Source organism: Arsukibacterium sp. UBA3155, assembly GCA_002364615.1.
Lineage (GTDB): Bacteria > Pseudomonadota > Gammaproteobacteria > Enterobacterales > Alteromonadaceae > Alishewanella.
Map to the genome: position 1 here is coordinate 70,675 of DEYP01000015.1, position 16,590 is coordinate 87,264.

Here is a 16,590-nt window from a genome sequence, read left to right on the forward strand (position 1 = left end):
GTCCTCATGCAGAACACGAGCAACGAGTATTTCTGGAGCTAGTTGCTGATACAAAACCCTAAATCAGTTTTGTGCGTATCAGGGATGTTAGTTATAGCGACGAGGATTTTTATGCCATCTCTTTTTAAGATAAAAGCATCAGGTGCCACCGCACTTATCGTTTCTTTACTGATGGCTTTAAGCGGATGTGCACAAAAGCCGAAGCCAGATAATGTTGTCTGGCAACAACAACTGAGTTTGCCATCGGTAAAGTACTCGGCTGAAGTTACAAGGCGCTTGTCGTTAACTATTGAGCAAATCAGTTTTGACTGGCTGGACCAAAACCGGGATCGGGTTGTGCCGGCGCTGTTGTTTAAACCCGCGCGTCAGCAAAAAGCCAAAGCACTGATTGTGTTCTCTCATGGCTTAGGGGGTTCTAAAGAGCGTTATGCTTACCTGGGCCAGTATTGGGCCAGTCAAGGCTATGCCAGTTTGCATGTTCAGCATGACGGCAGCGATCGAAAAGTCTGGCGCGGCAGCAGGCTAACGTTACCGTTTCGGCTGATGGACGCGGCAGATACACCCGAAGCATTAGCCAGAGTTCAGGATGTAAAGTTTGCTTTGGACCAGATCCTGGCGTCAGAACATGCGGCGTATTTTGATAAGCAAAATATTGTGATGGCTGGTCATTCATATGGTGCGAACACCTCAATGTTATTAAGCGGTGCTCAAGTTGAGCAAAATGGCGCCCTGGTCAGCCTGAAAGACGAACGCATTAAAGCGGCTATTTTAATTTCAGCGCCGCCTTTTTATAATGATCAGCCGCTGAATAAAGTGCTGGCTGAAGTGAACATTCCCACTTTGCATATCACTACCACCGAAGATGAAATTCGGGTGCCTGGTTATTATTCATCGCCAGAAGACAGGTTTGATTTGTATAACGCCATGGCCAGCCGCTACAAAGTGCTGGCGGTGTTTAGCTCAGGCAGCCACAATATTTTTTCAGGCTGGCGCGGTGGTAACGATACCAAGACACAGCAGCAGGTGATCAAAGCCGCGACCCAGGCGTTATCCAGTGCTTTTATTGAACAAATAACCACGGATAACGGCCAGGCAATGAGCTTGTGGGCCCAACAACATCAAGCAGTGTTATCGCAGTTTATTCGTTCAGACTTAGTTGCTCGGGTAGATTAAGCCAATAAAAAAACCGCCAACTGGCGGTTTTTTTATTGGCTGCTAACTGACAAACGTTAGGCTTTACGCCAGCTGGTTATGCCGTTCTTATCTTCAACAATAATACCTTTAGCGGTTAACGCATCACGTGCGGCGTCTGCTGCCGCCCAGTCTTTGTTGGTGCGGGCAGTATTTCGTTTAGCAATTAACGCTTCAATCTCTGCGACATCATCTGTTGATGCCCCGCTTTGTAAGAACGATTCCGCATCGCCTTGCAGCATGCCCAACGCACCCGCTAGCAGTTTTAGCAAGGCGGCTAATTCAGCCGCTTTGGCCGGCTCAGCTTCTTTAAAGCGGTTTACCTCACGGGCCAATTCAAACAACACAGGCAGAGCTTCCGGGGTGTTAAAGTCATCGTCCATCGCCGCCTTAAACCGGACGATATACGGACTGTTTAAGTCAATACTGTGGCTTGGTGTCACATTACGCAGTGCGGTATACAAGCGGCCTAACGCAGCATGCGCCTGCTCCAGGTTCTCGGCTGAGTAATTTAACTGGCTGCGATAATGGCTGGATAATAAAAAGTAGCGCACCGCTTCAGCATTATATTGCGCCAACACGTCTTTAACCGTAAAAAAATTGCCTAAGGATTTAGACATTTTTTCTTTATCTACCTGCACCATACCAGTGTGAACCCAGGTATTAACATACTTATGGTTGTGAGCACAGGTCGACTGGGCAATTTCATTCTCGTGATGCGGGAACTGTAAGTCAGAGCCGCCGCCGTGAATATCAAAATGCTGCCCTAAGTGCTTGGCACTCATGGCCGAGCATTCAATATGCCAGCCAGGACGGCCATCACCCCAGGGTGACTGCCAGAAGGGCTCACCTGGCTTAGCACTTTTCCACAGTACAAAATCCAGTGGGTCGTCTTTATTATCAGCAACCTCTACCCGCGAACCCGATTGCAGCATCTCCAGGTTTTGCTGACTCAACTCGCCGTAGGCATCGTATTTACTGACATCAAATAATACATCGCCATCACTGGCTACGTAGGCAAAGCCTTTGGCTACCAGGGTTTCAATCAGGCTAATTATCTCAGCCATATGCGTCGTTACTTTAGGCTCTATATCCGCAGGCAATAAGCCCAAAGCGTTAAAATCGGCATGCATTGCCTCGGTAAAGCGCTCGGTTAACGCATCACAGCTTTCGTTATTGGCGTTAGCGCGCTTGATAATTTTATCGTCGACATCGGTAATATTTCGCACGTAAGTGACATCATAACCAGAAAAGCGCAGATAACGGTTAATCACGTCAAAGGCGACATAAGTACGGGCGTGGCCGACATGGCAATAATCGTAAATGGTGATACCACAAACATACAAACCAACTTTGCCAGGCTCAATCGCGTTAAACACTTCTTTTTTACGGCTTAGGGTATTGTAGATTTGTAACATGAGTATCCTCAAAAACGACGTTATAAAGGCTTTGTATTCAGCTCGCTAGTGTACCACCGGCAAACTGCAGCCGCTATCCTTGCTTTATGAAATGCGGCTCCTGAGTTACAATGGCCGCATTCAAACGGAGGACACAATTTAATGATTAACTTACATACCAACTATGGCGTTATTACTCTTAATCTTTTTACAGATAAAGCCCCGCAAACCGCGGAGAATTTTATGAGTTATGTAAAAGATGGCTTTTTAGATGGCACTATTTTTCACCGGGTTATTGATGGTTTTATGATCCAGGGCGGTGGCTTTACCCCGGATATGGATCAAAAAGAAACTAAAGCCCCCATTAAGAATGAAGCTAACAATAAAGTACCTAATAAAAAAGGCACCATCGCCATGGCGCGGACTAACGATCCGCATTCTGCCACCTGCCAGTTTTTTATCAACATTGCCGACAACAGCTTTTTAAACCACACCGCTGAATCAAGCCAGGGTTGGGGCTACTGCGTATTTGGTGAAGTGAGCGAGGGAATGGACGTGGTAGATAAAATTCGCCAGGTAAAAACCGGCCGCGTTGCTGGCCACAGCGATGTGCCGCTTGAGCCGGTAGTTATTGAAAAAGCGGAACTGCTGGCGTAAGTCAGCGCTGCCAATGCCAACAGCACACACTCTGTTTATTGCAGACTTGCACTTAGCGGCAGACAGGCCCGACATTACTGCGGCCTTTCTGCAGTTTCTCAGCGATAAAGCCATTGCCGCTGATGCACTGTATATTCTGGGTGACTTATTCGAAGTCTGGATTGGCGATGATAATCCAGAGCCGCTGCTCGACACCGTAGCAACGGCTCTGTCTGCATTAAGCCAGCACGTCCCGATATACTTTATTCACGGCAACCGCGACTTTGTATTGCGCCAGCAATACGCCCATCGTGCCGGTATGCAGTTATTACCACAGCAGCAGGTCATTGACCTGTATGGCACCCCTACTTTAATTATGCATGGCGATAGCTTATGCACCCTGGACATTGCTTATCAGCGGTTTCGTAAGTGGTGGAACCAGCCTTGGTGGCAATGGTTACTGCTAAAAACCCCGTTAAAGTTTCGTCAGGGTATTGCAGCTAAAGCCCGGCGTAAAAGCGCAGCGAACAAAGCACATTACGCAGCGAAGCAGCAAGTGCAAATAATGGATGTGACGCCAGAAGAAGTGCCTAAACTGATGGCAGACGCCGGCGTACTGAAACTAATCCACGGCCATACTCACCGCCCGGCAGTGCATCAGGTGGACGTCGACGGCAAGCCTGGTGAGCGCTATGTTTTAGGTGACTGGTATAGTCAGAGTAGTTACTTAAGCGTATCGGCGGAAAACTGGCAACTGGTATTTACGCCGCTGACTGATCACTAGCGGCATGCTTTGGACAGCCACTGTGAAATTTAAAGTCAGTATCCGGGCTACTAATTAATTCTGCTTCAACCTCACCAAAAAAAGCGATCCGCTCACTAATGTCCGACTTAGCAATTTGCCCGGCTAACGTCAGGTAGTCCTGATAATGACGTGCTTCAGAGCGCAGCAGCGAAATATAAAATTCAGCAATTTTGGTAGGTAGTAACGGCGCCAGCCTGGCAAAACGCTCACAGGAGCGTGCCTCAATGTAAGCACCGCATATCAGTTTATCAACCATCGCCTGTGGCTCATAGGTGCGGACATGGCGCAGCATGCCTTTTGCGTAACGGCTGGACGTGGTTTTCTCATAGCTAATGCCATTAGCGGCCATCACCTCAAGTACCTGATAAAAGTGATGCAGCTCTTCTTTAATCAGCAGCACCATTTTGTCGATTAAATCCTGAGCATACTGGCTGCTGGCCTGCGGGATCATTGACTTTTTCAAGCTAAGACCGGCTAAAGCCTGCCAGTCACCCTGCTGGCGGTAAGTGAAATCCTCAAACGGCTTAAACCATTGCAGCAACGCATCAGCACTGCTGTCATCCACCGCATAGCGGCGAATAAGATACATGGCACTTTGCGCCGCTTTTAATTCGCAAATCAGATGGTCCCGCAACAAGGTCGGCAGATTCTCTGGTCGTGAAGCTTGCTCCAGCCAGGAGTCTGGTGTTCTGCAACCTAAAAAGTGGTTTATCGGTTGTAACAGTTGTTGCCATTCACTGCGTTGCATAGTTTGAACTGTGCCTTAAAAAGTTACCGTATTATACCCAAAGCACCGGCAACGACCAAGTTTGATCTGAATCGGTGCTTTGTTGAAAATTAGTGCAAGTTGCTTGACGAATGCATAAGATTTAGTCATAACTGAGTTAAGGGTGGCTTAGTAACGTAGTTGCCCGATATGAGGGGCGTAGTAAAAAGGATAATAATTATGATACTAAACCATTTATGGGGCATATATGCCCACCCGAAAGAAGAATGGCACACTATAGATGCCAGACACGAAAGTTTCCGCTACAGCATGGCGCACATCATGATTGTGGCGCTGATACCGGCAATCTGTGCCTACTTCTCTGCCGTCCACTTAGGCTGGAGTATTGGAGTCGGAGACCCCATTAAGCTCACCTCGCAAAGTGCGTTAATTATGTCTGTTGCAATGTATTTTGCTTTAATCATCGGCGTATTTACCCTGGCGTTACTGGCACACTGGATGGCGCATACTTTTGGCGCTGAGCCAACGTATACCCAGACTGTAGAATTATGCTCTTACACCTCTACCCCTCTGTTTATGGTAGGCTTTGCCGCACTGTATCCTGAGCTGTGGTTTGTGGTCAGTGTCGGGCTGGTGGGCTTAGCGTATTCGGTATACCTGCTGTACGTGGGCATCCCTATTTTAATGCACATTCCGGAAGAGCGCGGCTTTATCTATGCCAGCTCCGTGGTTACCGGTGGTTTAACCTTGTTAGCGGTATTAATGGCGACAACGGTTATTTTGTGGATGTCGGGCTTTGGCCCAACCTATACTCACTGACAAGCTTACTGAAACAACCACATACTAAAAAGGCGCCTTAAGGCGCCTTTTTTAATGTCGAATCCGCAGACTAAACCGAATTTAACCTTCGTTATAGGTTTCCAGATTTGTTGCCATAGACATCGCAGTATGGGCTTTGGCATCGTCACTGCGAGACTGATCAAGCCGGTTTAAATAATCCTGATCAATATCATTGGTCACATAATGGCCATCAAACACCGAGGTTTCAAAGCGTTTAATCTCCGGGTTCTCAGAGCGGACCGCAGCAATCAGATCCGGCAATGACTGAAAAATAAGGCCATCCGCGCCAATGGTTTCGCAAATACTTTCCACATCATGGCCATGAGCAATCAACTCATTGGCCGAGGGCATATCAATACCGTACACATTCGGAAAGCGGATTTCCGGTGCTGCAGATGCAAAGTAGACTTTCTTAGCGCCCGCTTCCCTGGCCATTTCAATAATCTGGCCAGAGGTGGTGCCACGCACTATTGAATCATCGACCAGCAATACATTTTTACCTTTGAATTCCTGCCATATCGCATTAAGTTTGCGCTTAACCGATTTTTTCCGTTGCACCTGGCCTGGCATAATAAAAGTACGACCAATATAGCGGTTTTTTACAAAACCCTGGCGAAATGGCAACTCAAGTTCATTGGCTATTTCTAATGCAGCATCATTACTTGTTTCAGGAATAGGAATTACTACATCAATATCAAGATGCGCCCACTCCCGCTTAATTTTCTCACCCAGCACCTTACCCATCGCCACTCTGGAGGCATATACTGAAATATTATCAATGGTAGAGTCAGGACGGGCAAAATAAACGTATTCAAAGATACATGGGGTATAACTTGGGTTCTCGGCGCACTGCTGACTGAATAACTCTCCTTGCTCGGTAATGTAAACCGCTTCCCCCGGAGACACATCCCGCAATACGGTAAAGCCGTCTGCATCGAGCGCGACACTCTCAGAGGCAACCATGTATTCAGTACCCGCGGCGGTTTCCCGCTTACCCATTACCAGCGGCCTGATGCCGTTTGGATCACGAAATGCCACCAGGCCATGGCCGATAATCAATGCTACCGCCGCATAACCGCCCCGTATTTTGCGATGCGCGCTGGCCACTGCATTAAAAATCTGCTCGGGTTCCAACTGCATCGTCGACTTTGCTTGCAGTTCATGCGCAAGAATATTTAATAAAATTTCAGAATCAGAGGTGGTATTAATATGACGGCGAGCCAGCCTGAACATATCTTCTTTCAGCTCGTGAGAATTGGTTAAGTTACCGTTGTGAGCGAGGGCAATACCAAATGGGCTGTTGACGTAAAATGGCTGTGCTTCCGCCGTGCTGGAAGACCCTGCGGTAGGATAACGAACATGCCCGATGCCTATGTTACCGGATAACCGCTGCATGTGACGGGTTTCAAACACGTCTTTGACCAAACCATTGGCTTTGCGTAATCTGAGGGTATTGTTATCAACTGTAACAATACCTGCGGCGTCCTGGCCCCGATGTTGTAACACTGTCAGGCCATCATACAACGCCTGATTAACCGGATACTTACCTACGATTCCAACGATACCACACATTGATTATTTCCTCGCCAGCCTTAAGGCTTTTGCATAAAACTTGAATGGTTTTCCAGATATTCAAAAAACCACTCGATGATAAAACCAAACTCGGGGATCAACACAGACTGCTGCCACCACAACGCTTGTGCAGCCGGAGTGAACGCATCCATAAAAAACAATACGGCACTGACAACCAGTACGCCGCGAAGTGCGCCAAATACCAGCCCGAGCACCCTATCGGTACCCGACAAGCCCGTACTTTGCACTAATTTAGCGATAACAAAATTAATCAGAGCGCCCAGGATCAGCGTGCAAATAAAGAGAATGGCAATAGCCGACGCATTGCGAATGGTAGGATCAGTAATATTAGTAAAGAGTGTTGCAAGTTTTGGATAGTATTGACTGGCGATGAAAAAGGCCAGAAACCATACTACCAGAGAGATAGCTTCTTTAACGAAACCGCGGATCAGACTGATAACAGCCGATAAGGCAATAATTGCCAGTATAACAAAATCAACCCAAACCATTTGCTACCAAAGGATGCCTGATGACGGCGCGCATTCTATCAAACCGGCTTTAACTTGGCTAATTATTTTCAGTCACCTGATAACGGCTGACCACCAGGCGGGCTATCCCGGTGAGCTGCTGTAATTGCTCAACCTGTTGTTCAAGAGACGCTTTTCGAAGCTCAGGCCCCACCAAAACACTGGTTAACTTTTGGCCATTGCTATTGGTAATATTTCGGGTAAACGTGGCATAACCTTCCTGACGAAGTTTCGCGACCAGCGCATTGGCGTTTTGAGGATTACTAAAGCTGCCAACCCTAACCACCCAGGCATTGTCCGCCATCAGGTTACCTGCAGCAGGCTCTGTCGGCGTTACCGCTTTTGCAGCCGCGGTAGCGTCGCCTGGCGCGCTTACGGTTACCTGCGCGTACGCTTGCGATGGCAAGCCCTCTGCTTCGTTCTGAGAGGTTGCTGAACCGTCAGAAGTTTCGCTATCCAACGCATTTTCCTGTACCTCACTTGCTTTAGCAACACTGCTGGCGCGGTCAAATTCTGCCTGATCAAAAGCGTCAGCCTGCTGGACTCCCTGAAATTCGGGGCGATCGGGGATCACTTTAAAATCATCTTTTACCACTTGTTTTTCACCATCGAGTAAATCAGGCAAAAAAATGATACCGGCTAGTATTAAAATAGTGGCACCCAGTAATCTGTGCTTAAAGCCTGCGGTCATGTTGCCTCCTGATGGTAGCTTGCCAGCACCGCTGAAACTGTGACAAATGAGCCAAAAATAACAAGTAAATCGTCCTGTTGTAGCAAGTTACGTACGTCATTAAATGCACTGGCGACATCAGGATGCTGTTGACAATCAGTCTGTGCCAGTACCTGCGCCAGCTGTGATGCTGCGGCGCCGCGTGGACCAGGCAGACTGCTAAGATGCCATTGATCAATTACAGAGGTCAAGGGCGCCAGGGCCTGGGCAATGTCTTTGTCTTTTAGCATGCCAACCAACGCAATAACTCTGTTGTATGCCGGCTTTAGCTCTGCCAGCCTGTCGGCGAGATAACGGGTCGATTGCGGATTGTGCGCTACATCAATCATGATCGCGGGTTGGTGTTGCAAAAACTGCATTCGCCCTGACAAGCTAAGCGTTGTCAGCACTCTGGCTAACTCTGCCTGCTCAGGTAACAATGATAGCTGGCTTAATACGGCCAAACTGGTCGCGACATTTTGTACCGGCAGTCCCGGCAGTGGCAGTTGCTGGTAGTTGGCAGAGCCACATTGCCAGTTCCAGCTATCTGTTGCTTGCTGAAAAAAATAATCCTGATTAACCCGAAGTGCAGCGCAATTTAGCGCAGCAGCTCTGGCCAGAACACTTTGCGGCGGCTGTAAATCGCCAATAACCACCGATTGGTCCTGGCGAAACACTCCCGCTTTTTCAAAACCTATGCTATCCAGATCGTTACCCAGCCAATCCTGATGATCCAGATCGATAGTGGTGATAACACTGATATCAGGACTGACAATATTGGTTGCATCCAGTCGCCCGCCAAGCCCCACCTCTATTAAACAGAAGTCAACCGGCTGCCCTTTCAGAATAGCGAACGCCGCCAACGTGGTAAACTCAAAATACGTCAGGCCAATATTTTTCCGCAATACCTCAACTTTGCTTAAGGCTTCAACCCAAAGATCGTCGTCAACATCCTGAGCATTGATCCGCAGACGCTCATTAAATCGCAACAAATGAGGTGAACTGTATACCCCGACCCGATAACCCTGAGCTAATAATAATTGCTCCAGCGTGCGCGCTGTAGAACCTTTGCCGTTGGTGCCGGCAATCAGAATCACTTTGCCAGGTAGCTGCGCCAGGTCTGCGCGCCCGGCAACTTCACTTACCCGGCCCAGGCCCAGTTCAATTTTGTCGATGGGATGGCTTTGCTCAATATAATAAAGCCAATCGGCCAAAGTGTGGCACGATTGGCTTGACGTTAACGTATCAGGCATATTTTCCTAAGCATATTCCTACGCAGCGTCGTGCTCAGATACCGGAGCTGGCAACTGCATAAACTTGGCTACAAGACGGGCAATAGTATCGCGCATTTTCCGCCGGTCAACAATCATGTCAATCGCACCATGCTCCAGTAAAAATTCACTGCGCTGAAACCCTTCCGGCAGTTTCTCCCGAACGGTCTGCTCAATAACCCGCGGTCCGGCAAAACCAATCAGTGCTTTTGGTTCACCAATATTAATATCACCTAACATCGCCAAACTGGCAGATACGCCGCCCATGGTAGGGTCGGTAAGCACAGAAATATAAGGTAAGCCCTGCTCACTGAGCTTAGCCAGCGCGGCGGATGTTTTAGCCATCTGCATTAAGGAGAACAATGCCTCTTGCATTCTGGCACCACCACTGGCTGAAAAACAAACAAAAGGAACTTTATGCGTCAGTGCATATTCTACACCTGCGACAAACTTGGCACCGACTACCGATGCCATGGACCCGCCCATAAACTCAAACTCAAACGACGCAGCAACCATTGGCATACCATGCAGGGTTCCGTGCATGACAATCATGGCATCTTTTTCGTTGGTTTGTTTCTGGGCCGCGGTTATCCGATCTTTGTAGCGCTTGCTGTCTTTAAACTTAAGTAAATCCTGTGGCTCTAATTCGCTCGCCAGTTCTTTCGTCGAATGGCTATCGAAAAAATGAGTTAAGCGTGTCCGGGCATTGACCCGCATGTGATGATCACACTTAGGACATACGCCTAAATTACGATCCAAATCGGCTTTGTACAACACCGCGTCACAGGCGCTGCATTTGGTCCAGACGCCCTCGGGAATATTACGGCGCGCCGAGGTAGAGGTTCTGGGCAGGATTTTTTCTAACCAACTCATAATACATTCCTATCAACAGGGATAAGGCGTTAGACCTAATAATAGACAAAATACGTCAAAAAACGCCGAAATAAAACTAAACGGCTGCTATTAAAGCATAAATACCCGCTGTCAGAATATAGAAAACTGGTCTTAGCAGCAGTTATAAAAATAATGGGCCTGGTGCAGCCTTAGGGATTGCATAAGCTTCAGGGTAGTCGACATCAACCAGATAAAGCCCGCCTGGCTTCGCGGTGGCCGCTGCCAGATTCCGATTGCGGCTTTGCAGCAATTCGTTCAACCAACCGACAGGCTTTCGTCCCATGCCTATCTCCAGCAGACTTCCGGTAATATTACGCACCATATGATGTAAAAAGGCATTCGCTTTAATATCCAGCACCACATAGTCACCTACCCGGCTTAGTTGCAAGTGATGAACATTGCGGTATGGCGTTTTTGACTGGCATTGCATAGCCCGGAACGCGCTGAAGTCATGTTCGCCAATTAATGCTGGCGCTGCTTGTTGCATCAGGCTGATATCCAGGGACTGATGATAGTGACTCAGTCCCGAGCGTAAAATCGCGGGTCTGAACTTTTGATTGTAAATAATGTAACGATAGCGCCTGGCGGTGGCACTGAAACGAGCATGAAAATCGTCAGGTACCGGCTTCGCCCAGCGCACCGCGATTTGATCGGGTAGCTGACTATTGGTACCCATTATCCAGGCTTTAGCATCGCGCAGTGCGTCAGTATCAAAATGAACCACCTGGCCGGTAGCGTGCACACCGGCATCAGTGCGACCTGCACAAAACACTTCAACCGGACTATTGGCAACTTTAGCCAGCGCCATTTCCAGCTCTTGCTGCACACTATTTACTTCTCGCTGACGCTGCCAGCCAAAGAAGCCGGTGCCGTCATATTCAATTCCAAGTGCTATTCGCATGGGGCCCCCTCTGATAAACCGCGGCGATTATAGCGCAGAGTCCAGAGGATAGCAGCCTTGCAATCAAGCGGGCTCTGGGTTGGCTTTATTCGGTTTTTTGCTGAAGCGCTTTTGCTTCAGTCTTAACATGCTCGGGGGCATCTGAATCAAGCATTTCAATAATAATATGACGGGCACTTTCAAGGTCATCTATCTCAATATAAGCACGCACCAGATCAAGTTTGGCGCCATATCCATTATCTTCTTTATCCACATCCTGCGGGTTGTCATTGCCAATCACATCAGCAAACTCGTCTAGCCCCACATCCACATTTAATTGTTCAAAGCGGCCATCGTCCTGCTGCGCTTGTTCACTGCTTGCCAACAAATTATCAATCTCGACAAAATCGTCATCAGACAGCGCCATTGCACTATCGTCATCCGTTGCCGGGTTAAATACCGAGTCAACATCCAGGCTTAATTCTTCACTATCATTAGCCGTTGTTTGTGCCATGGCCTCCAGTTCAGTGAGCAGGTTGTCAAACTGACTGTCATCGAGCTTTGCCAGGCTCTGATCTGCCTCCGGATCCGCGGCCTCAACCGTGACGCTTACATTGTCATCGGACAAGGTGACATCGGAGTCAGCATCATCGTCGGTTAACTCAAGATCCGGATAGCTATCTAGTATTTTACTCGGATTCTCAACGGATAAGGCCGCTTCCGATGGTTTTGAAACAGAGTCATCTTCGTTATTTTGTAAATCTGGACCCTCGTTATCGGGGCCCTCGTTATCAGAAATGGTATCGATATCGTCAGCCAACTCATCAGCTTCAGTTTCTGTAGTGTCGGTTGTCGTTCCGTCGTTTGCTGTGGACTCGGGCCCACCGGCTTCAACTTGTTGTAACAACTCATCAAGTTCTGCACTGAGTAACTCAGAGGCCTGGTCATCATCTGTGACATCCGCTCTCTCACTCTGCTCATCGCCTTCTAACGCCAGAGATTCTGCAAATGCATCAAGCTCAGTTCGATCAAAATTCTGGTCTTCAACCAGGCTGCTAATCTGGGCATCCGTTAATTCATCACTACTCAAATCACTGGCAAAATGCTCACCGACTAACGCCTCGCTACCGTTATCGGTTTCCACCAGGATGTGTTCATCCTCGCTTATAGTAAAATCAGTCTTGTCATCCAGTTCGGTTACCGGCTCGGCAATCTGTTCTGCTTCAGTCACCGGCATGCTGTCTGGTGAATCATCCGGAAGATCTAGTTCAATTTCTTCCAGCAAGTCATCTTCATTGTCCTGCTGCGCGCTAGTTTCTTGCTGATCAAATTCAATGACATCGTCATCGTCGGCGCTGACCAGTTCCTGACTTACCGGCTCATCCGCCTCATCAAGTTGCGGCGCACCGGTTGACGTATCATCCTCGGCACTGCCAAGGTCAAATTCGTCTTCATCCAGTTCTATAATCGTATCGTCGTCATCTTCTGCTAAGAGCAACGCATTTAAATCACTGTCTGATAAAATATTGTTGGCATCAAATTCAGTGGCTGCCGTATCATCAGTAAGTTCAGAATTGCCCAGCACATCGTTTAGCAAATCATCTTCAGCGGCTGTAGTATTTTGGCCGCCGGCGCTGAGTAAACTGTCGTCATCCAGCAGGATATCGTCGTCTAACAGATCATCATCATCAAGCAAGGCATCATCGTTAAAGTCGGGCAGACTATCGTCCAGTTCTTCGGCTGCGCCAAAATCACCACTATCTGCGAACGCGTCATCGAGCAAGCTTTCATCAATATCAAATAAGCCGCTATCGTCTGCATCATTATCGTCCAGCGGCGGTAAAGGCGACTTGTAGTCCGCTGGCGGCACAGCGGCACTGCTAGCGGCAACTACTGCAGCCTCCGTTTGCTGGCCACGGCGTTTTAACCATAACACAACCAGCAACAGGATAATCAGCGCTGGAATGGACGCCGCCAACACCCATGTTATTGGGTTAGTGAAGATACTGGCACTTTCTTCTTGCTGCGCGGCCAACTCTTTGGCGGCCGCTGCTGCCTGCTGTTCCTGTGCCTGCTGCGCGGCAAGGATGTCAGCCTGTTGCTTTAACAACAAGTTTAGTTGCTGCTGCAAACTACTGTCTTCGCCTAGTTGCTGCTGCAGCGCTAACAATTCGGTCTGAACATCAGTCAGGGTGGACTTCAGCTGATTATTTTCTCTGGCAATCGCTTCTATCATCAGTAACGAATTACCAAACTGGTCTTTTAATTCAGTAAGCTGTTGTAATTGTGCAGCAGACACCGCGGAACTCTGGGCCTGTTGAGTATTATTTTGCTGAGCACTATTTTGCTGAGTATTGGCCTGACGGCTGGTGCGCGCCGCCCAGGCCCTGTCGTCTGCATCTGATTTGGCACGTGCGACGTTATTATCCACCAGCCGGATTTCCCGCAGCTGAGGTAGCTGTATGGTAGAGCCTGGACGCAGGTGGTTCAGATTGCCATCAATGAAGGCCTCAGAGTTTTTCAGGTAAATGGCATACATGACCTGATAAGTGCTGACATTAGCGCCTTCAGGTTTAACCTGCTCAGCAATTCGCCACAAGGTGTCGGTAGCACTTAGCGGTCCTAATTGCCGCTGCATTAGTGCGGTATCAGTGCCTTTTGGGCCACGTAAAGCGGTTGACGCGGGTTCATCAGCGAACGCACTTGCCGCTAACAGCGCCGAAAAATTGACAACTAACAATAAAGACAAGAGACGAAGTGGCATTACCTTTCCTTACCCGGGCAACTTAAGCTGAGTTATGCTTTATGCATGACAACACTGGTTCATTCTAAAAAATCAATGCAAACAGCGTTCCAAGATTAATACAGTATTGACCAAAAATGTGTTCTGCAAAATATAAAACAGTAACAATATTGTTGCCAGCATAACCCTAAACCAGAAAAAAGGCTCCAACTGGAGCCTTTTATTACAGATAATCGCGAATAAGATGCTCAGCAATCTGAATGCTGTTGGTCGCGGCGCCTTTACGAATATTATCGGCAACCACCCACAAATTAAGACCATTTTCATGGGAAATGTCCTGCCGTACCCGACCAACAAATACCTCGTCTTTACCCGCAGCACTGCAAACCTGGGTCGGAAAGTCAGTGTTATCCTCAAGCAGCACAACGCCCGGTGCATCTGCCAGTAATGCTTTGGCGTCTTCAACGCTAATCGGCATCCGGGTTTCAATGTGTATTGCTTCTGCATGGCCATAAAATACGGGTACCCTTACCGCCGTCGCATTTACTGCAATACTGCTGTCGGCAAATATTTTCTGGGTTTCCCAATGCATTTTCATTTCTTCTTTGGTGTAGCCGTTATCCATAAAAACATCAATTTGCGGAATAACATTAAACGCGATCTGACGGGCAAACTGGTCTTCACCTTCCAGTGGCCGGCCGTTCATCAGTTGCACCGTTTCTGCTGCCAGGGCATCGACAGCTGACTGACCCGCCCCACTTACCGACTGGTACGTTGCCACATTAATCCGGCTGATCCCCACCGCATCATAAATCGGCTTTAACGCCACTAACATCTGAATCGTTGAGCAGTTAGGGTTTGCAATAATATTGCGGTTTCGAAAATCTGCAATGGCCGAAGCATTCACCTCGGGTACCACCAGCGGAATATCTGCATCGTAGCGATAGTGTGACGTATTATCGATAACGACGCAGCCGGCATCGGCGGCTTTTGGTGCGTAAATAGCAGAAACACTACCTCCGGCTGAAAACAACCCAATGTGCGCCTGACTCCAGTCAAAGCTGTCGGCATCCAGTACCGTTATTTTCTCGCCTTTGAAGGTGACGCTGCCACCGGCAGAACGACTACTGGCCAGCGGAAATAATTGTGCTACCGGGAAATCACGTTGTTCCAGAATTTCTATCAAATGTTGCCCAACCAGACCAGTTGCGCCTAAAATCGCCACATTGTATTGTGATGAATATTGCGATGTGTCTTGCGATGTCATGCTTAAACCCCTTTTTGCTGACTTATAAAGCCTAACTGCATCATCCAGGCCGGTATCTGCGTGCCAGTCAGTTGTACTGAGCTGAACTCACGTCGCGCCGGATATGACTTTCGCAACCAGTCAAACCCTTCCCGCTGAATATGAAAACGGAATAACGCATCATCCCGACGCACATCATATAACATCCTTGCCAGATTTTGGACATCTGGAAGCCCAAAATTTCCAGATAATTGCACTTTGTCTATGGCGGGTATTGGCAACAGGTGTTCAAGCTGGCATAGCGGGGGCTGCTCTAATAGTTGACAAGCCTGCTGATACAGCATCGCGGTGCCCCTGGCCTTACCTTCAATACTATGGCCGGCAATATGGGCCGTGGCAATATCAAGATAAGGTAACAATGCGTTCAAAATCGCCGGCTCATTCTCCCAGACATCCAGCACTACTGGCCGGTGACGCTGCTGCAGTGCGTTGAGCAGAGCCTGGTTATCGATGATAGCTCCCCTTGCTGCATTGATCAGTGCACATTCTGGCTTTAGCAACGCCAGAGAATCTGAATTTAGTAAGTGTCGGGTTGGCGTCGACCCAGCGTTTACCATCGGTGCGTGAAAACTGATAATGTCGGCCTGGCGACACACCTCTGCAAATGGCGTATGAGGGAAATCCGCCTCGGCACTCGCCCGTGGCGGATCACAGAGCAGCACTGTTATGTTAAGCGCCGCCGCTGCCTTAGCCAGACGCTGGCCAATATTACCGACGCCGACAATACCCAGCGTTTTGCTGCTCAGTTGCCACTGATATTTGTCAGCCAGATACCACAATGCGCTTAGCACATACTCCAACACAGACTGGGCATTACATCCTGGCGCTGAACTGAAACTTACCCCACGTTCGCTCAAATAACGCTGGTCAATATGGTCCATACCAATGGTCGCCGTGCCGACAAAGCGTAATATCTTATTCCCGGCCAGTAAGCTCTGATCAACTGTTGTCACCGAGCGCACCAGCAATATTTGCGCGTCAGCTAACTCACTGGCTTGCACCGTACGACCATTAAAAAGGGTTACCGGCCCGAGATGGCCAAAAAATTCCGCCACCAGCGGCATATTTTCATCAGCGTATATTTTCATCGAC

Annotated in this window: 15 protein-coding genes; 4 read left to right on the forward strand and 11 right to left on the reverse strand. The window is 48.5% G+C overall.

Annotation, left to right across the window (positions count from 1 at the left end; all coding sequences use genetic code 11):
* Positions 1 to 111: 111 nt before the first annotated feature.
* Positions 112 to 1,173: an alpha/beta hydrolase family protein gene (locus tag B2X65_RS05480; RefSeq protein WP_290611154.1), complete on the forward strand. Its 1,062-nt coding sequence runs from the start codon at positions 112 to 114 to the stop codon at positions 1,171 to 1,173.
* Positions 1,174 to 1,229: 56 nt separating this feature from the next.
* On the opposite strand, the gene cysS is transcribed toward B2X65_RS05480, so the two are convergent.
* Positions 1,230 to 2,609 carry a cysteine--tRNA ligase gene (cysS, locus tag B2X65_RS05485; protein ID WP_290611155.1) on the reverse strand — a complete coding sequence of 460 codons (1,380 nt, stop codon included), beginning with the start codon at positions 2,607 to 2,609 and terminating at the stop codon, positions 1,230 to 1,232.
* A gap of 141 nt (positions 2,610 to 2,750) precedes the next feature.
* Here cysS and B2X65_RS05490 point away from each other — a divergent pair, with 141 nt between their 5' ends.
* Together B2X65_RS05490 and B2X65_RS05495 are read left to right on the forward strand one after the other, a co-directional pair.
* Complete coding sequence (locus B2X65_RS05490) at positions 2,751 to 3,245, forward strand: peptidylprolyl isomerase (protein ID WP_290611157.1); 495 nt, start codon at positions 2,751 to 2,753, stop codon at positions 3,243 to 3,245.
* Between the two features lie 13 nt (positions 3,246 to 3,258).
* On the forward strand, positions 3,259 to 4,008 hold the full coding sequence (locus tag B2X65_RS05495; RefSeq protein WP_290611158.1) for a UDP-2,3-diacylglucosamine diphosphatase: 750 nt from the start codon (positions 3,259 to 3,261) through the stop codon (positions 4,006 to 4,008).
* Here B2X65_RS05495 and miaE read toward each other — a convergent pair.
* Positions 3,986 to 4,777 (reverse strand): tRNA isopentenyl-2-thiomethyl-A-37 hydroxylase MiaE, encoded by a 792-nt coding sequence (gene miaE / locus B2X65_RS05500; protein WP_290611159.1) that lies wholly within the window; start codon positions 4,775 to 4,777, stop codon positions 3,986 to 3,988. The two genes, B2X65_RS05495 and miaE, sit on opposite strands and share 23 nt — an antisense overlap.
* 198 nt (positions 4,778 to 4,975) lie before the next feature.
* Here miaE and B2X65_RS05505 point away from each other — a divergent pair, with 198 nt between their 5' ends.
* On the forward strand, positions 4,976 to 5,575 hold the full coding sequence (locus B2X65_RS05505) for a Yip1 family protein (protein ID WP_290611160.1): 600 nt from the start codon (positions 4,976 to 4,978) through the stop codon (positions 5,573 to 5,575).
* An 81-nt stretch (positions 5,576 to 5,656) separates the two neighbouring features.
* Here the strand turns inward: B2X65_RS05505 and purF are convergent, their stop codons facing one another.
* The 9 genes from purF to B2X65_RS05550 all read right to left on the reverse strand — a co-directional run bounded on the left by purF (position 5,657) and on the right by B2X65_RS05550 (position 16,586).
* The gene (gene purF / locus B2X65_RS05510) at positions 5,657 to 7,168 is read right to left on the reverse strand and encodes an amidophosphoribosyltransferase (RefSeq protein WP_290611161.1); all 1,512 of its coding nucleotides are present in this window, start codon (positions 7,166 to 7,168) and stop codon (positions 5,657 to 5,659) included.
* A gap of 20 nt (positions 7,169 to 7,188) precedes the next feature.
* Positions 7,189 to 7,677, reverse strand: coding sequence for a CvpA family protein (locus tag B2X65_RS05515; protein ID WP_290611162.1), 489 nt, complete (start codon positions 7,675 to 7,677; stop codon positions 7,189 to 7,191).
* Positions 7,678 to 7,735: 58 nt separating this feature from the next.
* Positions 7,736 to 8,386, reverse strand: coding sequence for an SPOR domain-containing protein (locus B2X65_RS05520; protein WP_290611164.1), 651 nt, complete (start codon positions 8,384 to 8,386; stop codon positions 7,736 to 7,738).
* Positions 8,383 to 9,657: a bifunctional tetrahydrofolate synthase/dihydrofolate synthase gene (folC, locus tag B2X65_RS05525; RefSeq protein WP_290611165.1), complete on the reverse strand. Its 1,275-nt coding sequence runs from the start codon at positions 9,655 to 9,657 to the stop codon at positions 8,383 to 8,385. The genes B2X65_RS05520 and folC overlap by 4 nt, the downstream gene beginning before the upstream one ends.
* Positions 9,658 to 9,675: 18 nt before the next feature.
* Positions 9,676 to 10,548: an acetyl-CoA carboxylase, carboxyltransferase subunit beta gene (accD, locus tag B2X65_RS05530; protein ID WP_290611166.1), complete on the reverse strand. Its 873-nt coding sequence runs from the start codon at positions 10,546 to 10,548 to the stop codon at positions 9,676 to 9,678.
* Positions 10,549 to 10,690: 142 nt separating this feature from the next.
* The gene (gene truA / locus B2X65_RS05535; RefSeq protein ID WP_290611167.1) at positions 10,691 to 11,470 is read right to left on the reverse strand and encodes a tRNA pseudouridine(38-40) synthase TruA; all 780 of its coding nucleotides are present in this window, start codon (positions 11,468 to 11,470) and stop codon (positions 10,691 to 10,693) included.
* An 85-nt stretch (positions 11,471 to 11,555) separates the two neighbouring features.
* Positions 11,556 to 14,213, reverse strand: a complete 2,658-nt coding sequence (locus tag B2X65_RS05540; protein WP_290611168.1) for a FimV/HubP family polar landmark protein — start codon at positions 14,211 to 14,213, stop codon at positions 11,556 to 11,558.
* Positions 14,214 to 14,415: 202 nt separating this feature from the next.
* A complete protein-coding gene (locus B2X65_RS05545) occupies positions 14,416 to 15,459 on the reverse strand; it encodes an aspartate-semialdehyde dehydrogenase (RefSeq protein WP_290611169.1) in 1,044 nt (347 codons plus the stop codon).
* A 2-nt stretch (positions 15,460 to 15,461) separates the two neighbouring features.
* Positions 15,462 to 16,586 (reverse strand): 4-phosphoerythronate dehydrogenase, encoded by a 1,125-nt coding sequence (locus B2X65_RS05550; protein WP_290611171.1) that lies wholly within the window; start codon positions 16,584 to 16,586, stop codon positions 15,462 to 15,464.
* Between the last annotated feature and the right edge of the window lie 4 nt (positions 16,587 to 16,590).